Below are 18,270 nucleotides of genomic sequence, written 5' to 3'. Positions count from 1 at the left end.
ACGGCACCCTTTATCCTCAGTCGCTGCCTTTCGGTCCCCGCGGCGTTAGCTGCCCGGGCGAGATGAAGCCGATCGGCTGGATCGCATTCGCCTCCTGCTTCAGCTTCGCCGCCATCTGCTCGTACTCGCGCTCGACCTCGGGGGTCACGCTGGCGCGCGAATCTTCCAGCGCACGCTCGAAGTTCGCCTGGCTCACCTGCGTGTTGTCGATATGCTCGCGCAGCGCGATCAGGCCGGCGCGGCGGACCACGTCCTCCAGATCGGCGCCGGTGAAGCGCTCGGTCCGCGCGGCGATATCGTCCAGGTCGACATCGGGCCCGAGCGGCATCTTCTGCGTCTGAATGCCCAGGATGCGACGGCGCCCCTCGCGGCTGGGCAGCCCGACGTAGATCAGCTCGTCGAAGCGCCCCGGCCTGAGCAGTGCGGGGTCGACCAGGTTCGGGCGGTTGGTCGCGCCGATGACGACGACCGATTGCAGCTCCTCCAGTCCGTCCATCTCGGCGAGGATCGTGTTGACGACGCGCTCGGTCACCTGCGGCTCGCCCATCCCGCCGCCGCGCGCGGGCACGAGGCTGTCGAGCTCGTCGATGAAGATCACCGTCGGCGCGACCTGACGCGCGCGCTGGAACAGCCGGGTGATCTGCTGCTCGCTCTCGCCGTACCATTTCGACAGCAGATCGCTCGATTTCGTGGCGATGAAGTTCGCCTCTGCCTCGCGCGCGACCGCCTTGGCGAGCAACGTCTTGCCGGTGCCGGGCGGGCCGTAGAGCAGGAAGCCTTTCGCCGGGCGGATGCCCAAGCGCCGGAACGCGTCGGGGTTCTTGAGCGGCAGCTCGACGCCTTCCTTCAACCGCATCTGCGCGTCGTCCAATCCGCCGACATCGCTCCACTTGGTCGTCGGCGCCTGCACCATCACCTCGCGCATCGCGCTCGGCTGCACGCGCTTCAATGCGCCGAGGAAATCCTCGCGCGTCACCGCCAGCATGTCGAGCACCTCGGGCGGAATCGTGCGCTCTTCTAAATTCAGCTGCGGCATGATGCGACGGACCGCCTCGATCGCTGCCTCGCGCGTGAGAGCGGCCAGATCGGCGCCGACGAAGCCGAACGTGGTGCGCGCCAGCTCGCCGAGGTCGACCTTGTCGCCGAGCGGCATGCCGCGCGTGTGAATGCCCAGGATCTCGCGACGCCCGCGCTCGTCGGGAACGCCGACGACGATCTCCCGGTCAAAGCGGCCAGGACGGCGCAATGCCTCGTCGATCGCCTCGGGTCGGTTCGTCGCGGCGATGACGACGAGGTTGGCGCGCGCCTCCAGCCCGTCCATCAGCGTCAGCAACTGCGCGACGACGCGCTTCTCCGCTTCGCCGGAGACCTGACCGCGTTTGGGCGCGATCGAGTCGATCTCGTCGATGAAGACGATCGAGGGCGCGTTCTTCGCCGCTTCCTCGAACACCTGCCGCAGCCGCCCTTCGGACTCGCCGTACGCCGAGCCCATGATCTCGGGACCGTTGATCAGGTAGAATTGCGCGTCCGACTCGTTCGCCACCGCGCGCGCCAGCCGCGTCTTGCCCGTGCCCGGCGGGCCGTAGAGCAGCAACCCCTTGGGCGGATCGACGCCCAGCCGCTGGAACAGTTCAGGGTAGCGCAGCGGCAGTTCGACCATCTCGCGCAGCTGGTCGATCGTCCCCGCCATGCCGCCGATATCGTCGTAGGTCACGTCGGCGCGCCGCGCGGCATCGGGCTCCTCATACTCGGGGCGCAGCTCAATTTCGGTATTCTCGTCGACGTGGACGATGCCCTTCGGCGTCGCCGATACGACGAGCAGGCGGATTTCCTGCAACGCATAGGCAGGCGCGTTGACGAACTGCTGCATGCCCGGCGGCATGTTCTGCACGCGCTGATGCCCCGCGGTAGCGACCACGTCGCCTTGCGCGAACGGACGCCCGATAAAGGTGCGCTTCAGCGCATTGGTCGAGCCTTGCAGCCGCAAATTCTGCTGCGCGGGGGCGAAGACGACGCGCGTCGCGGGCTTCGACTCGGCGCGGCGCACCTCGACGAAATCGCCCGAGCCGACGCCCGCGTTGGCGCGCTGCAACCCGTCGATGCGGATCAGCGCCAGACCCTCGTCCTCGTCGTACGGGCCGACCGCGCGCGCAGGCGTGACCTTCTTGCCCGAAATCTCGATCACGTCGCCATCGGTCAGGCCGAGCGACGCCATGATCGCGCGCGGCAGATGCGCGATGCCGCGCCCCGAGTCTTCGGGCCGCGCGTTCGCGACCTGCAATTTGGTAGGTTGTTCGGCGTCGGCCATTCGTCCCTCACTCGCTCGAAAGCGTCGAGCGCAGGAGATAGGCGGCAGGTTCCCGATTGCGAGCAGGTGCCGACGACGCGACTGGTCTCGCGCAGGCAAAAAAAAGGGCCGATCAGATGACCGGCCCGTGAAAGTTTTTAGGAGAGGATGCCTGAAAGGCCCGTCCTTTTTGCGTCGCAGCAGATCATGTTGCAAGTGCGAAAAGGGTCGTATACGATTGCAGAAACAACAATCGCCTGACATGCTCCGGCGTCTCGCGACAAGACGGACTGCCCATGCGTCGCCTGCCCCCGCTCACTGCCATCGAAGCCTTTGTCGCGGTCGCGCGGTTGGGCTCGATCAAGGCAGCGGCGGCGGAACTCGCGCTGTCAGCACCCGCACTCAGCCGGCGGATCCAGACGCTGGAACGCTTCCTCGGCCGCCCGCTGTTCGATCGCCGGCATCAGGCGATGGCGCCGAACGCCGACGGCGACCGGTTGCTCGCCGCGATCGCGCCCGCGCTCGACAGCCTGTCGGACGCGGTCGAATCGATGACCAGCGGGGGTGAGGTGCTGCGGCTCCGGCTCGGCGTGCTGCCGCTGTTCGCCTCGCAGCGATTGTTTCCGAAACTGGCGCAATTGCGTGCGGCGCGGCCCGAGCTGCACCTCGACGTCGACACCGGCAGCAACGCGATCTCGCGGCTGGGCGAGGGGCTCGACGCGGTGATCGTGCTGGCGCGCGAGGTTGACCCGACGCTTTATGCCGAGCGGCTCGACCGCAACAAGGTCTACGCGATCGGCGCAAAATCGCTGGTCGAGGGACCGGACCCGCTGCTGCGCCCGGAACAGCTCGCCGATCACACCGTGCTGCTCCACCGCGACATGGCGGACAATTTCACCGCCTGGCGCCACAGTGCGTCCATCGCGGAGATCGAACCGAAGGCGGTCGACCACTTCGATTCGGGCGCACTGATGTTGGAGGCGGCGGCGCAGGGGCTGGGCGTCGCGTTCATGCTCGAAAGCCACTTCAACGACGCCAACGATCCCAGACTCGTGCGCCTGTTCGAACTGGAGGTCGAGAGCCCCTATTCCTACTGGTTCGTCTGCCGCCCGCGCGCCTTGCAGACGAAGCCGGTGCGCATCTTCCGCGACTGGTTGATCGCGACGCTGCGCACCGACTGAGCGGCCCGCCGCCCCGGATGAGGCGAAGCGAGCCTGGGTGGATTACTCCGCCTTCGCCTTGACGATCTTGCCCGGCTCGCGCGGCGGCTCGCCCTTGGGCAGCGCGTCGATCAGCTCCATGCCGTCGGTAACCTCGCCCCAGACGGTGTACTGGTTGTCGAGGAAGCGCGCGTCGTCGAAGCAGATGAAGAACTGCGAATTGGCCGAGTTCGGGTCCATCGTCCGCGCCATCGAGCAGGTGCCGCGCACGTGCGGCTCCTTGCTGAACTCCTGCTTCAAATTCGGCTTCTTCGAGCCGCCGGTGCCGTTGTGGTTACCGCCGTCGCCGCCCTGCGCCATGAAGCCGGGGATGACGCGGTGGAACGGCACGCCGTCGTAGAAGCCCTCGTTGGCGAGCTCGCCGATGCGCTGGACGTGCTCCGGGGCGAGGTCGGGGCGCATGCGAATCGTCACGTCGCCGCCGTCGAGCGTCAGCGTCAGGGTGTTGAAGGTATCGGCCACACAGGTTCCTTTCGTGTTCTTGTGCGCACAGGTAGTGCCGCATCGATCGGGAGGCAAACGCGCGGGCAAACGCGTGGGGGCAAATGACGCATGGCCAATCGCGCGGGGCGGCGATAAGGCGCGCGGGTCGACGAACAGCAGGGAGGCACGCGACATGAGCGAGACCGAGCTTCCCGATCTCGAACGCGAACAGCTTGCGGGCGACGATGAGTCCGGCGCGAAACAGGCTGCGACCAATCAGCCCGCCCCCAATCAGCTCGACGAGGACGACCGGCTCAAACCCGATTTCGTCGACGCGGTGCTGGAGGCGGTAGAGGAGGGCGACGTCGACGCCGCGCGCGCGCTCGTCGCGCCGCTCCACCCCGCCGACATCGCCGACCTGTTCGAGCTGACACCCGAGGACCGCCGCCGCGACCTCGCCGCCGCGATCGCCGACCAGCTCGACGCCGACGTGTTCGCGGAGATGAACGACTATGTCCGCGAGGCGCTGATAGACGCGCTCGACGCGCGGCAGGTCGCCGACATCGCGAGCGAGCTCGACACCGACGACGCGGTCGCGATCATCGAGGACATGGACGTCGAGGACCAGCGCGAGGTCCTGCGCGCGATGGAGCCCGACGACCGCGCCGCGATCGAGGAGGCGCTGTCCTATCCCGAGGAATCGGCCGGCCGCCTGATGCAGCGCGACCTGGTCGCGGTGCCCGAGCATTGGACCGTCGGCGATACGCTCGACTATCTGCGCGGCCACGACGAGCTGTTGACCGATTTCTGGGAAATCTTCGTCGTCGACCCCGCGCACAAGCCGGTCGGCACCTGCGCCTTGTCGTGGATCCTGCGCACGCCGCGCGGGATCGCGATGGCCGACGTGATGCAGCGCGAGCAGACGCTGATCCCGGTCGACATGGACCAGGAGGAGGTCGCACTCCGATTTCAGAAATACGCGCTTATCTCGGCGGCCGTGGTCGACCAGTCGGGGCGGCTGGTCGGCATGATCACCGTCGACGACGTGGTCCACATCATCCAGCAGGAGGCGGGCGAGGACGTGCTTCGCCTGTCGGGCGCGGGCGAGGGCGACATCAACGAGCCGATCCGGCTGACCGTGCGCACGCGTGTCGCGTGGCTGGTGGTGAACCTCGGCGCGACGATCCTGTCGGCGTCGGTCGTCGGGCTGTTCCAGGGCGAGATCGCGCGCTTCGCATTGCTCGCCGCGCTGATGCCGATCGTGTCGGCGCTAGGCGGCAATGCCGGGACGCAGACGCTGGCGGTCATGGTGCGCGCGCTCGCGACCAATCAGCTGACCAGTTCCAACACGCTCAGGATGCTGTTCCGCGAATTCCGCATCGCGCTCGCCAACGGTGTCGCGCTCGGCACGGTTGGGGCGGTCGGCAGCTACCTCGTGCTCGGACACCTGCAGCTCTCGATCGTGTTCGCGATCGCGATGATGATCAACAGCGTGGTCGCGGGGCTGGTCGGCGTGATCGTGCCGGTCGCGCTCGATAAGGCGAACGTCGACCCCGCGGTGTCTTCGGCGGTGTTCGTGACCACCGCGACCGACGTGATGGGGTTCCTGTCGTTCCTGGGTCTCGCAGCCTTGTGGGGGCTGTCGGGCTGACCCACATCGGCGGGGCATGTCCCTGCCACCGCTACATCTAACCAAGGTCGCGTTCGGTGCGGCGAGCCTCGACGTTCTGACCGACCGGTTGAAGGCGCGCGCGGCGGCGGGCGAGCTGTTCCTGACGACGCGCTACCTGCCCAAGCGGCACGAGGAGGTCGCCGGGCGCGGCTCGCTCTACTGGATCATCAAGCACCAGCTCGTCGCGCGCTCGCCGATCACCGGCTTCGGCGAGGCGGAAGGCGGTCGCGTCGCGATCCATCTCTCGCCCGACTTCCAGCTGATCCACGCCCGCCCCCGCCGCGCACACCAGGGCTGGCGCTACCTGGAGGCACACGACGCACCCGAGGACCTGAGCGGCGACACGGGCGACGGCGTTGCCGCCATGCCGCCGGTGCTGGTCGGGCGGTTGGTCGAGCTGGCGCTGCTGTAGGGTGCTGCCCGTGATCGGACATGGTGATCCAGCGGGGCATCGTCTGCGTCTGATCTAAACGTTACGAGCCCTGTCGACATCGCTGCGGGAGCATGGGACAGTGAAGCTTCCCGATCCGCTGGAGCTGCCGATGCGTGACCTCTTGATCGCCACTGTAGTCGCTATCACGACCTTGACCCCGGCAGCGGCTCAGACCGTCTTCGCGCGCTCGAACGGTACGACACGAAACGGCCAGGTTCTGGTGAACAGAAGTCAGGGCATGATGAACCAGCCGAACGTCGGCGAAGGGCCGGTAAGCTGCCTCAAGCGCAAAACGACCGGAAATCTTGAATGCCATTCATTCAAGGAATGGCAGCGCATCGCCTATCGATTGGAGAAGAAGCAGCGAAAGCAGGGCCGATAAGTCCCGTCGCATCGGACGAGCGCGTCGGCCCTCGCAACTCGCCAGCCGAGAGCGGCAGGACAAGCATTCTCACGCACGCTGCCTCATGCCCCCCATTTTAGTTCGGAAGGGTTCGTGCGCGAAGCCGATATGCTTTCCCTGCGCCGATCCTCGCGCCCGCGCGTTGTGCCGCCTCATACGCCAAGAGAGCACATCATGACCGACGACACCGCCGTTCAAGCCCGCCGCCGCGAGATCGCGAGCGAGCACCTGCTGTTCAAGCTGATCGAATATGTCGAGGCGAAGCACCCCGGGCTGCTCGACTATCTGGAAGGTAGCCTAGACCACCTCGGCGACCCGGCGCACGACGAGACCAAGGACGACGAGGCGGTGCGGACGATCGCGCGCAAGATGATCATCGGCGCGCGTGCCGAGGGGGCGAAATAGCGGCTAGGCGTCGCCGCCCAGCTTCGCTTTCAGCGCCGCGAACGGGTTGGCGGGGCGCGCCTCTTCCTCGCTGATCACGCCCGCCTCGCGCAGCACCTCGGCGGCGCGGGGCGCGCGCGGGAACGGGTCGAGCGCCAGCGCCATCGTCTCGGCGGCGGTTTCACCCAGGTCGATGCCGCCACCCTCGATCTCGACCGTGTCGATCTCCTCGCCGGCGAGTTCGTGCTCGTCCTCGTCGCCCGCAGGCGCGCGCGCCCCGGCCGGGTGGACGAAGCGCAAGATCACCTCCTCGTCGACCTGCGCCGGGACCGGGTCGCCCGTGACCGAGCACGCCTGCGTCACGGTCGCGGTCACGCGTCCGCGCACGCCGATGCCAGCCGCCTCCTGCCACACGGTGAAGCGACCTTCCAGCCGGTCGATCGCGAGCAGGCCGAAGCGGCTGGCGAGCGCGGCGCGCTCCGCTTCCTTAGCGCTGACGGTCACCTCGCGCGGTTCCGATCCGATCGCATCGAGGCGTTCGACCCGGCTGAACTCGGGCGCGCTCACGGCAGGCGTCCTTCCATCAGCTCGGGGATCGACGTCTGATCCAGTGCGGCGTGGAGCGACAGCAATTCGCGCCGGACGTGCGCGACGGCCTCCGGCGAGGGCGCCTCGCCGCGGTACAGGTTGCGCACCAGCGCGGCGTCGAGCGTGCCTTCAGCGATCCCCTCGCGATAGGCGCCGAGCCGCCCGCCCAGCATCCCCATCATCCGACCGACATGCTTGCCGACCACCATGTCGCCGAATCCGATCTGGCGCACCTGCGCGTCCATGTCGTCGACGAACCGCTCGGTCAGCATCGCGGAAGGAGCCGCGCCATCCTCGTCGCGCTCGAGCCGCAGTTGCACCATCGCCAGCACCGCCGCCACCATGTCGAAGCGCCCGTCGAGCGTGTCGGGCACCGCGCCCGCCAGATACCAATGCTCCGCCCGCGCGCGCGCGATCACCGCGTCGTACAGCGGCAGCGCGGCGGTGCGGTCGCGTCCGCCAAACAGGGATTTCAGCCAGCCCAAGGTTTCTCGTCGCTTTATCAGATAGGGGTGTCGTTGCCGGCGCGCTTGTGTCGCGCCCGCGCGGGGCATATTGGGGGCAAAGGCCGCACCTGTCCACGTTCGGGCACGCGTCCGTCCTCGTTGATGCGCGTTCGCGATCGGGTGCGGATCGCGAATCGTGCCCGCCGGAGAGTCCATGCGTTTCCTTCTTCCTCTCGCCGTCACCGCCGGACTGCTCGCCGCGGGCTGCACGCCGCTGCGCTCGCATCAGGGCTATATCGTCGACGCCGATCTGGTGAATTCGGTCCAGCCGGGTGTCGACAATCGCCAGTCGGTGCTGGCGACGCTGGGCCACCCGACTTTTGCCAGCCAGTTCAATCAGGGCGACTGGTATTATGTCGCGCGCGACAGCCGCAACCTGGCGTACAACCCACCAAAGGCGATCGACCAGCTGACGATGCGGATCAGCTTCGATGCGGCCGGGAACGTCACCGCGATCCGCAAGTCGGGCGTCGATCAGGTGGCGTCGATCTCTCCGTCGAAGAAGGTCACGCCGACGCTGGGCCGCAGCCGCAGCTTCTTCTCCGAACTGTTCGGCAACATCGGCGCGGTCGGTGCGCCGGGTGCGGGCGGCGGTTCCGGTGGCGGTCGTCCGGGCGGTCGCGACCAGCCGTAAGGCTTGCCCACGGGCGTCTTGGTCCCGGTGGGGTGATGCGCACGAAGCTGTCGTTTCGCTGACGAACCCATTCCCGCGCCGTTCAGTCGCGCGAGCCTAATTCCCTCTTCATGCCCGCACCGGTTCGTTCCGGTCGGGTTCGTGAAGAGGAGCAAATTCGATGCGTCGTCTGATCACCACCGCCCTGCTCGCCGCCGTCGCGCTCCCCGCGATGCCGGCCGTCGCGACCGCGCAGTCGCGCGAGGAATTGCGCCGCGACCGGCAGGACATCCGCCGCGAGCAGCGCGACCTGAACCGGGCTTATCGCTACGGCGACCGCGATGACGTCCGCGATCAGCGCGGCGACCTGCGCGAGGCGCGGCGCGAGTACCGCGAGGATTTGCGCGGGCGTTACGGCAACGACTGGCGCGCCGACCGCGACCGCAACTGGGGCCGCGGCGACTGGTCGTCGTGGCGGCAGCAGAACCGCGCGCTCTACGCCCGCGGCAACTGGCGCGCGCCGTTCGGGTACCAGAGCTTTCGTCCGGGCGTACGGATTGCGCCGAGCTATTTCGGCACGCGCTACATCATCAACGATCCTTGGCGCTATCACCTGCCTCCCGCGCGCGGGTACACGCGCTGGGTGCGTCACTATAACGACGTGATCCTGGTCGATCAGCGCCGCGGTGTTGTGGTCGACGTGATCCGCAACTTCTACTGGTAGCGATGAAGGGCGCGGGCAGCATCGTCCGCGCCTTTCCGTTCCCCGTGATTGGCCGCGCCGTAGGATACGCCACGACGCGGCCGGTACCGGCTTGGGTCGGCACTGGTCCCGAAAGGGGGATAAAGGGACCGAAGCGCGAACGTAGCTGCGCCACTTTTGTTCTACGCCGAACCGCCACGAAACGTCCGAACAGCGAAATTTAGCGGCGAAAAGTCGTAAATCTTCGCAGCTTGCGCGGCACTTGCGTATTTTGCAGATTCAGCGGCGGGGACACCATCGTCGGGGGGCGACATGGCCTATGGCATCGCCGCCGCGGCGCTGCACCTGTGCGACGCGTTGCTGCACGAAGCGTTGCTGTTCGCCGCGGTCATGTTCCTGCTGGGCGGTGTCGACGACCTGCTCGTCGATCTGGCCTATGTCATCCACCGCCGTCCGGCGGCGCGGCTCGATCAATTGCCCAAATCCGGTGGCGAGCGGCTGGCGATCTTCGTTGCCGCGTGGGACGAACGCGCTGTGATCGGCGCGATGCTGCGAGCCGCGCTCGCGCGTATCGAGCATCCGAACTATCGCATTTTCGTCGGCTGCTACCCGAACGATCCCGGCAGCATCTCGGCCGTCCGCGCCGTCGCGCGCGTCGATCGCCGCGTTATCTTGGTGGTAGGACCGCGCGCAGGTCCGACCACCAAGGCGGACTGCCTCAACACGCTATGGCGCGCGCTGGTCGTGGACGATGCCGCGGCGGGCACAACCACGCGCGCGGTCATCCTGCACGACGCGGAGGATGTGCTCCACCCGGCCGAACTGCGCGTGGTCGAGCATCATCTGGCAAGCCACGCGCTGGTGCAGCTGCCCGTCGTCCCGTTGATCGATCCCGCCTCGCCGATGGTGACCGGGCACTACGCCGATGAGTTCGCGCTGGCGCACGCGATCGCGCTGCCGGTGCGCACCGCGCTGGGCGCGGCGATGCCGCTCGCAGGGGTCGGCTGCGCGATCCGCCGCGATGCGCTCGACCGGCTGGCGGCGCAGACCGGCGATGCGCCGTTCGAGCCGGCGAGCCTGACCGAGGATTACGAGCTGGGCCTGCGCGTCGCCGAGTTGGGCCTTCGCAGCTGCTTCGTGCGCGTCCGCGATGCCTACGGCGCGCTGGTCGCGATTCGCGCCTTCTTTCCCGATACGATCCGCGCCGCCGTGGTGCAGAAGGCCCGCTGGATGACGGGCATCGCGCTCGCCGGCTGGGATCGTACCGGCTGGGGCGGAAGCAAGCGCGCGGCGGAGCTGTGGATGCGGATGCGCGATCGTCGCGCGCCGCTGGCGGTGCTGACGCTCGCCGCCGGTTACCTCGCACTCGTCGCCTGGAGTGCGTCGATGCTGGGGCACCTGCTGATCGGCGACGCGCCGCCGGGCGTGACCGATCTGCTCGCCGCCCTGCTGTCGATCAACGCGGTGCTGCTCGCGTGGCGGCTACTGGTGCGCGCGCGCGCGACCGCGCACGAACATGGCTGGCGCGAGGGAGTACGTTCGGTGCCGCGCGCGGTGCTGGGCAACATCATCGCGCTGCTCGCCGCCAGGCGCGCGGTGGTGCGCTACGCCGGAATGCTCGCGGGCCGTGCGCCGCGCTGGGACAAGACCGTGCACCGCTTCCCCGACGTGCTGCCGACCGCCGGGTGACCGCTACCGCGCCGGTAGCACGCGGCGTGGTGGCGCGCGGGTTCGGTGGCGACGGGCGACCGCTGCGGTTCCTGATGATCGTGGTGGGCGGCTGGACCGGCGCGCGGATCGCGCTGCTGTTGGGTGACCCAATGGCCGAGCGGACGGTGGCCGCGCGCGGCGGGCGGCCGGTCGGGACCGGTGCGGTCGCGACGTTCAGGCCGGCTTCACCTCTGATCCCAGTCGTGCGTCTGATCGCGCATGGCGGCGTTGCGCCTCGACCAACAATCACGCCGCGGGTGTGGCTGGCCACACCGTCTGATCGCGTTACTTTGGCAATTGATACGGCATCGATGCCGATTGCCGGCACCGTCCAAGCTGCTGCCCTTGTCCCGTCACCAATCGAGCATGCGCTCCCCACCGGCGATGATGCAGCGAGACCGGTCGCCCCAGCGCTCCCCGCGCGAACGCGCTGGTCGGGCAGCGCATGGGCGCTGGTGCGCGGCAGCGGCGACGCGGGCGGCGTGGCGACACCGCAGCTGGGCGGCGGACAGGTCGGTGCGCGGGTCGCGTACCGGCTGGATGCGCGCGGGCGGCTTGCCGCAGTCGCGCGCGTTGCCGCGGCACTCGGCACGCGGCAGCAGGAGGGGGCGTTTGGGATCGAGTGGCAATCGACGAGGTTGCCAGTCCGCATCGTCGCCGAACAGCGTGTCGGCATCTCCAATCTTCGCGGCGGACCCGCGCTCGGGTTGATCGGCGGAGTCAGCGCGCTGCCGCTCGGCGCCGGTTTTCACGCCGATGGCTACGTGCAGGCAGGCGTAGTCGCGCGTAGCCAAGCCGACGCGTACGTCGACGGCGCGTTGGTCGCGACCCGCACCATCGCTGCGCGTGGACGCACGCGCGTCGAACTCGGGCTGGGTGCGTGGGGCGCGGCACAGCGCGGCGCGGCGCGGCTGGATGTCGGCCCCTCGGCGGTGCTCGTGCTTCCGGTCGCGCGGCAGGCGTTGCGCATCGGCGTGCAGTGGCGTGAGCGGGTTGCCGGCCACGCGCGGCCGGGGTCGGGCGCGGTGCTGTCGCTCGGCGCCGACTTCTGACGGGCAGCTGCGTGAGCGGGCACGCACTGCTTTCGCGCAGCGTGCGAAACGACTAACCCTGCGAACATGGACGTCTACCTGCCGATCGCGAACCTGTCGGTGAACGCGCTGGTGATGATCGCGCTGGGGGCGGGTGTCGGGCTCTTGTCGGGCATGTTCGGGGTCGGCGGCGGGTTCCTGACCACGCCGCTGCTGATCGTCTACGGCATCCCGCCGACCGTCGCGGCGGCATCATCGGCGAGCCAGGTGACGGGTGCGAGCGTGTCGGGCGTGTTCGCGCATTTTCGCCGCGGCGGCGTCGACGTGAAGATGGGCACGATCCTGGTCGCGGGCGGTGTCGGCGGCACGATGGCGGGCGCGTTCGTGTTCCGGTTCCTGCAGGCATCGGGGCAGATCGATACGGTGATCGGCATCATCTACGTCGTGCTGCTCGGCTGGATCGGCACGCTGATGGCGACGGAGGCGATCCGCTCGATTCGCGTGCTGCACGGCGCGGCGGCACCGCGGCCCAGGCGGCGGCGGCACCATCCGCTGGTCGCCAGCCTGCCGTGGCGGACGCGCTTCTACGCCTCGGGGCTCTACATCTCGCCGCTCGCCCCGTTGCTGCTCGGCTTCGGGATCGGCATGCTGACGGTGCTGCTGGGTGTCGGCGGCGGGTTCATCCTGGTGCCCGCGATGATCTACCTGCTCGGCATGGCGACCGCGGTGGTCGTCGGCACCTCGCTGTTCCAGACATTGTTCGTGACTATGATCGCGACGATGGTTCACGCGACGACGACCAAGGCGGTCGACATCGTGCTTGCTGGACTGCTGCTGATCGGATCAGTCGTCGGCGCGCAGGTCGGTGCGCGCTTCGCCAATCGCGCGCGGCCCGAATATCTGCGCCTGGCACTCGCGGTCGTCGTGCTGCTGGTGTGCCTGCGCGTCGCACTCGGGCTGGCGTGGCGGCCGGATGAAATCTACACCGTCGAGTTATCGTGAGGCGCGCGCGTTTCGCATCTGTCGCATTGCTGCTCGCCGCGCCGCTGCTGATGGCGCAGGCGAAGCCGACGCTGGTCCCCGACGTGTCGCAGCGCGATATCGAGATCAAGTACAGCTTCACCGGCGCCGAGCTGCTGCTGTTCGGTGCGATCATCTATCCGGGCGGTCGCCTGCCCGAGCCGGGGCATCGCACCGATGTCGTGATCGTCCTGAAAGGCCCGGCGCAGTCGATCGTCATTCGCGAAAAGGAGAAGGTTGCCGGCATCTGGGTCAATGCGGAGGCGCTGCGCTATCGCTCGGCACCGTCCTTCTACGCGATCGCCTCGTCGCGCCCGATCGACAAGCTGGTCGATGAACGCACCCGCGCGATCTACGAACTGGGGCTGGGCAGCCTGCAACTCTCGCCGGCGTCGAACGCGCCCGCGGCGGTGCAGGACCGTTTCACCGCCGGGCTGGTCGAGCAGCGTCGCCGCACCGGGCTGTTCGTCGAGGCGCCGGGCGCGGTCGAGATTACCGGGGGCGTGCTCTACCGCGCGCGCCTGACCATCCCCGCGCGCGTGCCGACCGGGCGCTTCACCGCCGAAACCTTCCTGATCCGCGACGGGCGCGTGCTCGCCGCCGCGGTGCGCGACATCGACGTGCGCAAGACCGGGTTCGAACGCTTCGTGACCCGCGCCGCCGATCGCCACGCGATCCTCTACGGCCTGACCGCGGTCGCGCTGTCGGCGCTGCTCGGCTGGGGCGCGGGGCGAATCGCGCGCAGGACGTAAGCCACGGAGATCAGCTCCGTTTCGGACACGATCACGCAAAATTTACACTATCGGCTTACCACTGCTCGCCATGAACGGCGTGCCTGCATGAACGATCAACCCGCATCGCATTTCTTCGCTGCCGCGGTGGCGCAGGCGAGTGTCTGCGCGGCCGCGGAGCCGATCGGCTATGTGCTCGAGGTCGCGGGCGCGCGCAGCGAAATGGTGCTCGACCTCGCCGCGCTGACGCCGCTGTCGCAGCACGCCGACCCTGTGCTCGCAACCGCGGGGCAGGTCGGCGGACAGATCAAGGTGCGCGTCGGCTCGACCTGGCTGCTCGCCAGCATCCGCTCGCTCAAACTCGCACCCGGTGGCGCGGGGCAGGTCGTCGCCGCGGTCGACTTCGTCGGCGAGGGCGACGAGGAGCAGCTGACCGGCCGTTTGTACCAGTTTCGCCGCGGCGTCACCCGCTATCCCATGCCGGGCAGCGAGGTGTTCCCCGTCACCGGCGACGATCTGGCGCAGGTCTATGCCGCCGACGAGCGTGCGGTGGTCGAGGTCGGGCACGTCTACCCGACCGACAACGTCCGCGGCGCGCTCTACGTCGACGCGATGCTGGGCAAGCATTTCGCGCTGCTCGGCTCGACCGGTACCGGCAAGTCGACCTCGGCGGCGCTGATCCTGCACCGCATCTGCGCGCTGGCGCCGCAGGGCCATATCGTGATGATCGACCCGCACGGCGAGTATGGCGCGGCGTTCCGCGGCAACGGTGCGCTGTACGACGTCAACAACCTGCAGATGCCGTATTGGCTGATGAATTTCGAGGAGCATTGCGAGGTGCTGCTCACCTCCAGCGGTGCCGACCGGCAGGTCGACGCCGACATCCTCGCCAAATGCCTGCTCGCCGCGCGCGCCAAGGGGCGCTTGGGGCAGGAGATCCCCAAGCTGACCGTCGACGCACCGGTGCCGTATCTGCTCAGCGACCTCTTGCAGCTGATCCAGCAGGAGATGGGCAAGATGGACCGCGCCGGCTCAACCGCGCCTTACCTGCGATTGAAGACCAAGATCGAGGAGATCAAGGCCGACCCGCGCTTCGGCTTCATGTTCTCCGGCATGCTCGTCGCCGACACGATGGCGGCGTTCGTGTCGCGCATCTTTCGCCTGCCGGGCGACGGCAAGCCGATCTCGATCATCGACGTGTCGGGCGTGCCGAGCGAGATCACCGCGGTCGTGGTCGCGGTGCTGAGCCGGATGGTATTCGACTTCGCGATCTGGTCGCGCAACGAGCCGCAGCGCCCGATCCTGCTCGTCTGCGAGGAGGCGCACCGCTACGTGCCGTCCGACCGCGACCGGCAGAGCGCAGTGTCGCGCATCCTCGGCCGGATCGCCAAGGAAGGCCGCAAATACGGCGTTTCGCTCGGCCTCATCACGCAGCGCCCGTCGGACCTGGCCGAGGGCGTGCTGTCGCAGTGCGGTACGATCATCGCGATGCGGCTCAACAACGAGCGCGATCAGGCGTTCGTCCGCGCCGCGATGCCCGAAGGCGCGCGCGGCTTCCTCGATTCGATCCCGGCGCTCAGGAACCGCGAGTGCATCATCTGCGGCGAGGGCGTCTCGATCCCGATGCGCATCGCGCTCGACACGCTCGAGCCCGCGAAGCGTCCGGCGTCGGCGGACCCGAGCTTCACCGAGCTATGGCGCGAATCGGGCGACGAGGATCAGATCGTCCAGCGCACCATCCAACGCTGGCGCGCGCAGGGGCGGTGAACAGGTTGGTGGTCCGGGCGTGCTTGTCTAGCGGATAGCGAATGTCGGATGTAAGATGTCACCTGATAAAGCGCTATGTACAATAGTCAGAGGTAATAGCTTTCCTTCTTGGATCATAAAAGAAGACATAAAACGCGCATCCGGTTGCGCTTGCCGAGTACATAACCGGCAACTTATCGGCTGTAACTAGGTAGTCTCCGGGCGTAAATGTCCATTTATATCTAGTATCTACCTTGTCTCTTTCTCTGTTTTTCGTGGCCAGGAAAACTCCAATTATCTGCCTGCTGCCAGCTCGTGTAACTGAGCTGTAAAATCTTGCTCTCTCAAGCAAATGGACCTTTTGATTTTGGTAAGTTGAACGTCCAGCTACCTTGATTTTTATATCACGCATATCGTTGCGCGTAGGCGGTCTCGTTGCACTGGAGTTCGAATCTCGTAAGCCTTGGCTGACCTGGAGCGATGCGAATAGACCCGTTACTATGACTTGCCACATCCCGTCAGCGTAGCTGGTATGCGAATGATTGCAATTGCGCGATAGCAGACATCAACTGCCTCCATCTGCGCCAGATGGTTGGGCCGCCGCCAAGGTACCGCACGCACCCATTGCCATCGCGTCCACGGGGGCTAAAGCCGGCGCGCGAAAGGGTATTCGACCATGAAGCTGTTGACGGGCAATTCCAACCTGCCGCTCGCCACCGCGATCTCGGACTATCTCGAGGTGCCGCTGACCGAGGCGCTGGTGCGCCGCTTCGCCGACGAGGAGATCTTCGTCGAGATCATGGAAAATGTTCGCGGCGAGGACGTGTTCCTGCTCCAGTCGACCAGCTATCCCGCGAACGACAATCTAATGGAGCTGCTAATTATGATCGACGCGTGCAAGCGCGCGTCGGCCAAGCGGATCACCGCGGTGCTGCCTTATTTCGGCTACGCGCGGCAGGACCGCAAACCCGGGCCGCGCACGCCGATCTCAGCCAAGCTCGTCGCCAATCTGATCACCACCGCGGGCGCCAACCGAGTTTTGTCGGTCGACCTCCACGCCGGGCAGATCCAGGGCTTCTTCGACATCCCCACCGACAATCTCTTCGCCGCGCCGGTGATGAGCGCGGACATCCGCACGCGTTTTGGCGACAAGAACCTGATGGTGGTCTCGCCCGACGTCGGCGGTGTCGTGCGTGCGCGCGCCTTGTCGAAGCGGCTCGACAACGCCCCGCTCGCGATCGTCGATAAGCGGCGTGAGCGCGCGGGCGAATCGGAGGTGATGAACATCATCGGCGATGTTGAAGGGCGCTTCTGCGTGCTGATCGACGATATCGTCGATTCGGCCGGCACGCTCTGCAACGCGGCGGCGGCGCTGCGTGAGGCGGGGGCGGAGGATGTCGTCGCCTATGTCACGCACGGCGTGCTGTCGGGCGGCGCGGTGGCCCGCGTCGAGGGGTCGGCGCTGCGCGAGCTGGTGATCACCGATTCGATCGGCAACCACGAGTCGATCGGGAAGGCCGCGAAGATCCGCCACCTGACGATCGCGCCGTTGCTCGCCGAGGCGATCAAGCGGATTGCGGATGAGACGAGTGTCAGTAGCTTGTTTGACTGACGGCGGCAGGCGCGGCCACGTCCGCGCCGGTGCGCGCAGCGCAGCCGCCGGCACGGCCGGCGGACAGGCGCAAGCCTGATCCGACCGACGACGCGGGCTTTGCCCGCGTGGGCCTTCTTCTCGCTTACCCCACCGTGAGGTGCGCTTGAGAGAAGGGTAAAAAGAAACGCGGGCAAAGCCCGCGTCCTCGGCCAGGTTCGGCTGCGCCGCCCCGCAGGCAGGGCGAGCGGTTCGCTGCGCGAACAGCGCGACGCGGTCGCGCTTACCGCTCGCCGAGCGCCACGATATGCTCCAGCACCGCGGGGTGCAGCGGCTTCGAGAAAGCGCAGCCGTAACGGAACTTGTCCCGCCACGCGACCACCGCCTCTAGCGCGGCGAGGCCAGGCAGCGTCAGCCACACCGTCGTCCCCGGCCACAGCGTGAAACTCGTCTGCGCGCGAAAGCCAGTAGCCGACAGGTCGACCACGTCGATCTCGAATCGCGTGTTGCCGCGGTCGCGCAGGTGCGCCTTCATCTTCACCGCGCGACGCAGCGAGTGGCGATGTTCCTCCAACTCGGAAGGCGCGGGGATCGGGATGGCGGGTTCCATGCCGCCGTCATGCGCCGCTAAGGGTTAATCTTCGGCAAAGATCGACGCGTGCGGCACGGTCGACTGGCGCAATCCCTTGCGTCCGCGCCGCTTCAACTCGGCTTTCAGGTCCTCGGGGCGCGGCGCGACGATGAAGCCGAAGCTGACATTGCCTTCGCGCGTCTCGACCACGTGGTGCAATCGGTGCGCCTGCACGATCCGCTTCATGTACGCGCCCTTGGGCAGGTAGCGCGTCGGCACGCGGCGATGCACGATCACGTCGTGGAAACCGAAATAGATCATGCCGTAGGCAGCGACGCCTGCGCCGATCCACACGAACCCCGGCCACCAGCCGTAATGCAGCGCGCCATAGATCATCGCGATCGAGGGCACCGCAAAGATCACGGCGTAGAGATCGTTCAGTTCCCAATGCCCGTCGCGCGCACGGTGGTGGCTCTTGTGCAGGAACCAGCCGGGTCCGTGCATCACCCAGCGATGCATCGCGTAGGCGAAACCCTCCATCAGCACGACGGTGACGAGGAACAGGAGAAGCGCGGACCACCAAGCCATTGTGTTCGCGCATATAGCGCTCGCGCGACCTTATCGCTACGTCGCACCGC

Annotated in this window: 19 protein-coding genes; 13 read left to right on the top strand and 6 right to left on the bottom strand. The window is 67.5% G+C overall.

Annotated features, from left to right (window positions below; all coding sequences use genetic code 11):
• Positions 1-16: 16 nt before the first annotated feature.
• A complete protein-coding gene (locus BMW51_RS11285) occupies positions 17-2,308 on the bottom strand; it encodes a CDC48 family AAA ATPase (RefSeq protein WP_093006436.1) in 2,292 nt (763 codons plus the stop codon).
• Positions 2,309-2,583: 275 nt separating this feature from the next.
• On the opposite strand from BMW51_RS11285, the gene BMW51_RS11280 reads away from it, so the two are divergent.
• A complete protein-coding gene (locus tag BMW51_RS11280) occupies positions 2,584-3,468 on the top strand; it encodes a LysR substrate-binding domain-containing protein (protein WP_093006434.1) in 885 nt (294 codons plus the stop codon).
• Positions 3,469-3,510: 42 nt separating this feature from the next.
• On the opposite strand, the gene BMW51_RS11275 is transcribed toward BMW51_RS11280, so the two are convergent.
• A complete protein-coding gene (locus BMW51_RS11275) occupies positions 3,511-3,969 on the bottom strand; it encodes a peptidylprolyl isomerase (RefSeq protein WP_093006432.1) in 459 nt (152 codons plus the stop codon).
• A 154-nt stretch (positions 3,970-4,123) separates the two neighbouring features.
• Between BMW51_RS11275 and mgtE the strand changes: the two genes are divergently transcribed.
• From mgtE to BMW51_RS11255, 4 genes are all read left to right on the top strand, one after another.
• On the top strand, positions 4,124-5,581 hold the full coding sequence (gene mgtE, locus BMW51_RS11270) for a magnesium transporter (RefSeq protein ID WP_093006840.1): 1,458 nt from the start codon (positions 4,124-4,126) through the stop codon (positions 5,579-5,581).
• A 16-nt stretch (positions 5,582-5,597) separates the two neighbouring features.
• Positions 5,598-6,014, top strand: a complete 417-nt coding sequence (locus BMW51_RS11265) for a DUF1489 domain-containing protein (RefSeq protein WP_093006430.1) — start codon at positions 5,598-5,600, stop codon at positions 6,012-6,014.
• A gap of 100 nt (positions 6,015-6,114) precedes the next feature.
• A complete protein-coding gene (locus BMW51_RS11260) occupies positions 6,115-6,417 on the top strand; it encodes a hypothetical protein (protein ID WP_093006429.1) in 303 nt (100 codons plus the stop codon).
• A gap of 195 nt (positions 6,418-6,612) precedes the next feature.
• A complete protein-coding gene (locus BMW51_RS11255) occupies positions 6,613-6,843 on the top strand; it encodes a hypothetical protein (protein WP_093006427.1) in 231 nt (76 codons plus the stop codon).
• A 3-nt stretch (positions 6,844-6,846) separates the two neighbouring features.
• Here BMW51_RS11255 and BMW51_RS11250 read toward each other — a convergent pair whose 3' ends face one another.
• Both BMW51_RS11250 and BMW51_RS11245 read right to left on the bottom strand, forming a co-directional pair.
• A complete protein-coding gene (locus BMW51_RS11250; RefSeq protein ID WP_093006425.1) occupies positions 6,847-7,389 on the bottom strand; it encodes a YceD family protein in 543 nt (180 codons plus the stop codon).
• Complete coding sequence (locus tag BMW51_RS11245; protein WP_177171638.1) at positions 7,386-7,895, bottom strand: ubiquinol-cytochrome C chaperone family protein; 510 nt, start codon at positions 7,893-7,895, stop codon at positions 7,386-7,388. Before BMW51_RS11245 ends, BMW51_RS11250 begins: the two co-directional genes overlap by 4 nt.
• Before the next feature lie 175 nt (positions 7,896-8,070).
• Between BMW51_RS11245 and BMW51_RS11240 the strand changes: the two genes are divergently transcribed.
• The 8 genes from BMW51_RS11240 (at position 8,071) to BMW51_RS11205 (ending at position 17,082) form a co-directional block, all read left to right on the top strand.
• Positions 8,071-8,550, top strand: a complete 480-nt coding sequence (locus tag BMW51_RS11240; protein ID WP_093006423.1) for an outer membrane protein assembly factor BamE — start codon at positions 8,071-8,073, stop codon at positions 8,548-8,550.
• A 160-nt stretch (positions 8,551-8,710) separates the two neighbouring features.
• Entirely contained in the window at positions 8,711-9,253 is a 543-nt protein-coding gene (locus BMW51_RS11235; protein ID WP_093006421.1) for an RcnB family protein, read from the top strand.
• Positions 9,254-9,544: 291 nt separating this feature from the next.
• Entirely contained in the window at positions 9,545-10,921 is a 1,377-nt protein-coding gene (locus BMW51_RS11230) for a glycosyl transferase family protein (RefSeq protein WP_093006419.1), read from the top strand.
• On the top strand, positions 10,918-11,994 hold the full coding sequence (locus tag BMW51_RS11225) for a hypothetical protein (RefSeq protein WP_093006418.1): 1,077 nt from the start codon (positions 10,918-10,920) through the stop codon (positions 11,992-11,994). The genes BMW51_RS11230 and BMW51_RS11225 overlap by 4 nt, the downstream gene beginning before the upstream one ends.
• 66 nt (positions 11,995-12,060) lie before the next feature.
• Positions 12,061-12,975 carry a sulfite exporter TauE/SafE family protein gene (locus BMW51_RS11220; protein WP_093006417.1) on the top strand — a complete coding sequence of 305 codons (915 nt, stop codon included), beginning with the start codon at positions 12,061-12,063 and terminating at the stop codon, positions 12,973-12,975.
• 50 nt (positions 12,976-13,025) lie between these two features.
• Complete coding sequence (locus BMW51_RS11215; RefSeq protein WP_093006836.1) at positions 13,026-13,745, top strand: TIGR02186 family protein; 720 nt, start codon at positions 13,026-13,028, stop codon at positions 13,743-13,745.
• An 87-nt stretch (positions 13,746-13,832) separates the two neighbouring features.
• Positions 13,833-15,491: an ATP-binding protein gene (locus BMW51_RS11210; protein ID WP_093006416.1), complete on the top strand. Its 1,659-nt coding sequence runs from the start codon at positions 13,833-13,835 to the stop codon at positions 15,489-15,491.
• Between the two features lie 655 nt (positions 15,492-16,146).
• Positions 16,147-17,082, top strand: a complete 936-nt coding sequence (locus BMW51_RS11205) for a ribose-phosphate pyrophosphokinase (RefSeq protein ID WP_093006415.1) — start codon at positions 16,147-16,149, stop codon at positions 17,080-17,082.
• A gap of 262 nt (positions 17,083-17,344) precedes the next feature.
• Here the strand turns inward: BMW51_RS11205 and BMW51_RS11200 are convergent, their stop codons facing one another.
• The gene (locus BMW51_RS11200) at positions 17,345-17,671 is read right to left on the bottom strand and encodes a PilZ domain-containing protein (protein ID WP_245708449.1); all 327 of its coding nucleotides are present in this window, start codon (positions 17,669-17,671) and stop codon (positions 17,345-17,347) included.
• A gap of 24 nt (positions 17,672-17,695) precedes the next feature.
• A complete protein-coding gene (locus tag BMW51_RS11195; RefSeq protein ID WP_093006414.1) occupies positions 17,696-18,220 on the bottom strand; it encodes a sterol desaturase family protein in 525 nt (174 codons plus the stop codon).
• Positions 18,221-18,270: the final 50 nt, after the last annotated feature.

It is taken from the genome of Sphingomonas palmae (assembly GCF_900109565.1).
Taxonomy (GTDB): Bacteria; Pseudomonadota; Alphaproteobacteria; order Sphingomonadales; family Sphingomonadaceae; genus Sphingomonas; species Sphingomonas palmae.
The sequence above is the reverse complement of the archived record's forward strand: the minus strand, read 5'-3'. Positions and strand labels throughout refer to the sequence as shown.

Coding starts and splice junctions, on each gene's coding strand:
- BMW51_RS11285 (WP_093006436.1), bottom strand. CDS start 2,308: ATGGCCGACGCCGAACAACCTACCAAATTGCAGGTCGCGAACGCGCGG.
- BMW51_RS11280 (WP_093006434.1), top strand. CDS start 2,584: ATGCGTCGCCTGCCCCCGCTCACTGCCATCGAAGCCTTTGTCGCGGTC.
- mgtE (WP_093006840.1), top strand. CDS start 4,124: ATGAGCGAGACCGAGCTTCCCGATCTCGAACGCGAACAGCTTGCGGGC.
- BMW51_RS11265 (WP_093006430.1), top strand. CDS start 5,598: ATGTCCCTGCCACCGCTACATCTAACCAAGGTCGCGTTCGGTGCGGCG.
- BMW51_RS11255 (WP_093006427.1), top strand. CDS start 6,613: ATGACCGACGACACCGCCGTTCAAGCCCGCCGCCGCGAGATCGCGAGC.
- BMW51_RS11240 (WP_093006423.1), top strand. CDS start 8,071: ATGCGTTTCCTTCTTCCTCTCGCCGTCACCGCCGGACTGCTCGCCGCG.
- BMW51_RS11235 (WP_093006421.1), top strand. CDS start 8,711: ATGCGTCGTCTGATCACCACCGCCCTGCTCGCCGCCGTCGCGCTCCCC.
- BMW51_RS11230 (WP_093006419.1), top strand. CDS start 9,545: ATGGCCTATGGCATCGCCGCCGCGGCGCTGCACCTGTGCGACGCGTTG.
- BMW51_RS11220 (WP_093006417.1), top strand. CDS start 12,061: ATGGACGTCTACCTGCCGATCGCGAACCTGTCGGTGAACGCGCTGGTG.
- BMW51_RS11215 (WP_093006836.1), top strand. CDS start 13,026: ATGGCGCAGGCGAAGCCGACGCTGGTCCCCGACGTGTCGCAGCGCGAT.
- BMW51_RS11210 (WP_093006416.1), top strand. CDS start 13,833: ATGAACGATCAACCCGCATCGCATTTCTTCGCTGCCGCGGTGGCGCAG.
- BMW51_RS11205 (WP_093006415.1), top strand. CDS start 16,147: ATGAAGCTGTTGACGGGCAATTCCAACCTGCCGCTCGCCACCGCGATC.
- BMW51_RS11200 (WP_245708449.1), bottom strand. CDS start 17,671: ATGGAACCCGCCATCCCGATCCCCGCGCCTTCCGAGTTGGAGGAACAT.
- BMW51_RS11195 (WP_093006414.1), bottom strand. CDS start 18,220: ATGGCTTGGTGGTCCGCGCTTCTCCTGTTCCTCGTCACCGTCGTGCTG.